Annotated in this window: 1 protein-coding gene; it reads left to right on the plus strand. The window is 71.4% G+C overall.

The genetic code is table 11. From position 1 onward, the window contains the following. Nucleotides 1-3,812, plus strand: a 3,812-nt coding sequence (locus FGD71_RS47165; RefSeq protein ID WP_181359088.1) for an SDR family NAD(P)-dependent oxidoreductase, incomplete at both ends; no start/stop codon positions are given.

The raw sequence follows: 3,812 nt of genomic DNA on the forward strand, positions 1-3,812 counted from the left end.
GCTGAGACGGTGGAGGCTGCGGGCTCGGAGGCGGTGGTGGCCGGCACGCTGCGGCGTGGCGACGGCGGTCTGGGCCGGTTCTATGCCTCGTTGGGTGAGGTGTGGGTCCGGGGTGTGGAGGTCGACTGGACGCCGGCGTTCGCGGGGCAGGTTCCCAGGCCGGTGGACTTGCCGACGTATGCCTTCCAACGGCAGCGCTACTGGCTGGAGCCGTCCAGGCCCGCGGTGGCGGTGGATCCGGTGGAGGCGCGGTTCTGGGAGACGATCGAGCGGGAGGACCTTGAGGGGCTGGCCGCGACCCTGGGTGTGGCGGATACCGGGCCGTTGGGTGAGGTGCTGCCCGCACTGTCGTCCTGGCGCGAAGGGCGTCGGGAGCGGAGCAAGCTGGATGGCTGGCGGTATCGCATCGTGTGGCGGCCCTTGGCCCGCCCCGCTGCGGACGCCGGGCTGGACGGCACCTGGCTCCTGGTGATCCCTGAAGGCCACGAGGACGACACCCTCGTACAGGCCGTCGTGGACGAGATGAGTGAACGGGCGCACCACCTGCGGGTGTTGACCCTGGGTGTGCGGGATGCGGAGCGAGAAGCGCTGGCCGGGCGACTTCGGGCCGAGGCCGCGCACGGGCCCTTCACCGGTGTGCTCTCCCTGGCGGGCATCGAGGAACAGCCGCACCCGGAGAACCCCTCCGTCCCCGTGGGCCTGGCGGTGAGCCTCGCGCTCGTGCAGGCGCTCGGTGATGCGGAGATCGACGCGCCACTGTGGTGTGCCACGCGTGGCGCGGTGGCCACGGAGCAGGACCCTGCGCCGACCGCCCCCGTCCAGGCGGGCATCTGGGGGCTCGGCAGGGTCGCGGCTCTGGAACACCCGCAGCGCTGGGGTGGATTGGTCGATGTTCCGGACGTGGTGGACGCGCGTACCGTTCGGCTGCTCCTGGACGTGGCCGCCGGCGGGCAGGCCGAAGACCAGGTGGCGATTCGTGGGGCAGGCGTCTTCGGACGCAGGCTGGTGCACGCTCCGTGCAAGGACGTCACCGCTGCCAGGGGGTGGAAGCCGCGCGGCACCGTTCTGATCACCGGTGGCACCGGTGCCCTGGGACGGCGCATGGCCCGCTGGCTCGCTCGCAACGGCGCCGAGCACCTCGTCCTGACGGGGCGTCGCGGCGCCGACACCCCGGGCATGGCGGAGCTGAGCGCGGAGCTGGAGCAGCAGGGCACCCGGGTCACCGTCACCTCCTGCGACGTCGCCGACCGGGACGCGCTCGGCGCGCTCCTGCGTGAGGTCCAGCAGGACGGCGCGACCCCCGTGCGCGCGGTCGTGCACGCGGCGGGCGTCAGCCCACTCGGCACCCTGGCCACGGCCGGTGTCGGTGACCTGGCCGCCGCGCTGTCGGGCAAGGTGCTGGGCGCCGATCACCTCCACGCCCTGCTCGACCCTGCCCAACTCGACGCGGTCGTGTACTTCTCCTCCATCTCCGGTACCTGGGGCGTGGCCGACCACGGGGCGTATGCCGCCGCCAACGCCGTCCTCGACGCGTGTGCCGAGCGGCGGCGCGCCGACGGTGTGCCCGTCCTCTCGGTGGCCTGGGGGCCCTGGGCTGGGGGCGGCATGATCGCCGAGTCGGTACAGGACACGCTCCGCCGCCGGGGGGTGCCGGTCATCGACCCGGACACCGCCGTCGCGGGGCTCCAACAGGCACTGGACCTCGACGAGACCTTCGTCGCGATCGCCGACGTCGACTGGCAGCGCTTCGCCGGTGTGTTCACCTCCGTACGGCGCAGTCCCTTGCTCGCCGAGCTGCCGGAGGCCCGCACGGACGAGGGCGAGGAGCCGGGTTCCGGTCGCGAGTCCGCCCTGGCCGAGCGGCTGTCCGGGCTCGAGCCGACCGAGCGCCTGGCGGTGCTCCAGGAACTCGTGCGCGAGCAGGTGGCCTCGGTGCTCGGCCATGACGACGCCGGCTCCCTTGAGATCGAGCGCGCTTTCAAGGAGCTCGGGTTCGATTCCCTGACGGCTGTCGAACTGCGCAACCGGCTGGCCCGGGCCACCGAACTGAGCCTGCCCACCACCGTCGTGTTCGACCACCCCAGTATCGCGACGCTGGCCGCGTTCCTCGGTGAGCTGAGCGATTCCGGCGCGGCCCCGGGGACGGACATCAGGGAGTTGGACAACAGGGAGTCGGACAACGGGGAGGGCGACGAGCCGATCGCGATCGTCTCGATGGGATGTCGCTTCCCGGGTGGGGTGCGTTCTCCCGAGGACCTGTGGCAGCTGGTCCGGGACGAGGCCGACGCGGTCTCCGCGTTGCCCGCGGACCGGGGCTGGGACCTGGAGGCGCTGTACGATCCGGACCCCGACCGGTCCGGCACCAGCTATGTCCGCGAGGGCGGATTCCTGTACGACGCCGCGGAGTTCGATGCCGCGTTCTTCGGGATCTCGCCCCGTGAGGCGGTGGCGATGGACCCGCAGCAGCGGCTGCTCCTGGAGGCCACCTGGGAGGCCCTGGAGCGGGCCGGCCTCAATCCGAAGGCGCTGCGCGGGAGTGCGACGGGTGTGTACGTCGGCATGGCCGACCAGGACTACGCCGCCCGGCTCCGCGCGGCGACCGGAGAAGCGGAGGGGTATCTGGCGACGGGGGCCGCGGCGAGTGTGGCGTCCGGGCGCATCGCGTACACGCTGGGGCTCGAGGGTCCCGCGGTGACGGTCGACACGGCGTGTTCGTCGTCGCTGGTGGCCTTGCACATGGCGGTCCGGTCGCTGCGGTCCGGTGAGTGCTCGCTCGCCCTCGCGGGCGCCGTCACGGTGATGACCGGGCCCGGCCAGTTCGTTGCCTTCAGCCGTCAGAGGGCGCTCGCGGAGGATGGGCGGTGCAAGCCCTTCTCGTCAGCGGCCGACGGGTTCGCCCTGTCGGAGGGCGTGGGTGTGCTGGTCCTGGAGCGGTTGTCGGATGCGCGGCGTCGTGGGCATCGGGTGCTGGCGGTGGTGCGGGGTTCGGCGGTGAATCAGGACGGTGCGTCGAATGGTCTGACGGCTCCGAATGGTCCGTCTCAGCAGCGGGTGATCCGGGCGGCGTTGGCGGACGCGGGGTTGTCGGCGGCGGATGTGGATGTGGTGGAGGCGCATGGTACGGGGACGCGGCTGGGTGATCCGATCGAGGCGCAGGCGTTGATTGCGACGTATGGGCAGGAGCGGGCGGAGGGCCGTCCGTTGTGGCTGGGGTCGGTGAAGTCCAACATCGGTCATACGCAGGCTGCTTCGGGCATGGCCGGTGTGATCAAGATGGTGACGGCGATGCAGCAGGGTGTGCTGCCGAAGTCGTTGCATGCCGACGACGTATCGCCGTTCGTGGACTGGTCGGCGGGCGCGGTGGAGTTGCTGTCCGAGGCGCGGCCGTGGGAGGCGGAGGACCGTCCGCGACGGGCGGGCGTGTCGTCGTTCGGTATCAGCGGTACGAACGCGCACGTCGTCCTGGAACAGCCGGAACCGGTGGAGGAACCGTCCGCTGACACCTCCGGTGCGCAACAGCCGCCCGTCGTACCGCTCACGGTGTCCACCCGGTCCTCCGAAGCCCTTGAGGAGCAGGTGGAGCGCCTGTTGTCGCACATCCGTGCACATGATCTGAATCCGGTGGACGCCGGCTGGTCACTCCAGAACGACCGTCCTGTCTTTGAGCACCGTGCCGTGCTGATCGGGCCGAACGTCGTGGCGACAGGTGCCGCCTCGGGCGATGTGACCAAGCCGGTGTTTGTGTTTCCGGGGCAGGGGGCGCAGTGGGTGGGTATGGCGGTGGAGTTGTTGGATTCCTCGCCGGTGTTCGC

Source organism: Streptomyces sporangiiformans (assembly GCF_005768555.2).
GTDB classification, from domain to species: domain Bacteria; phylum Actinomycetota; class Actinomycetes; order Streptomycetales; family Streptomycetaceae; genus Streptomyces; species Streptomyces sporangiiformans.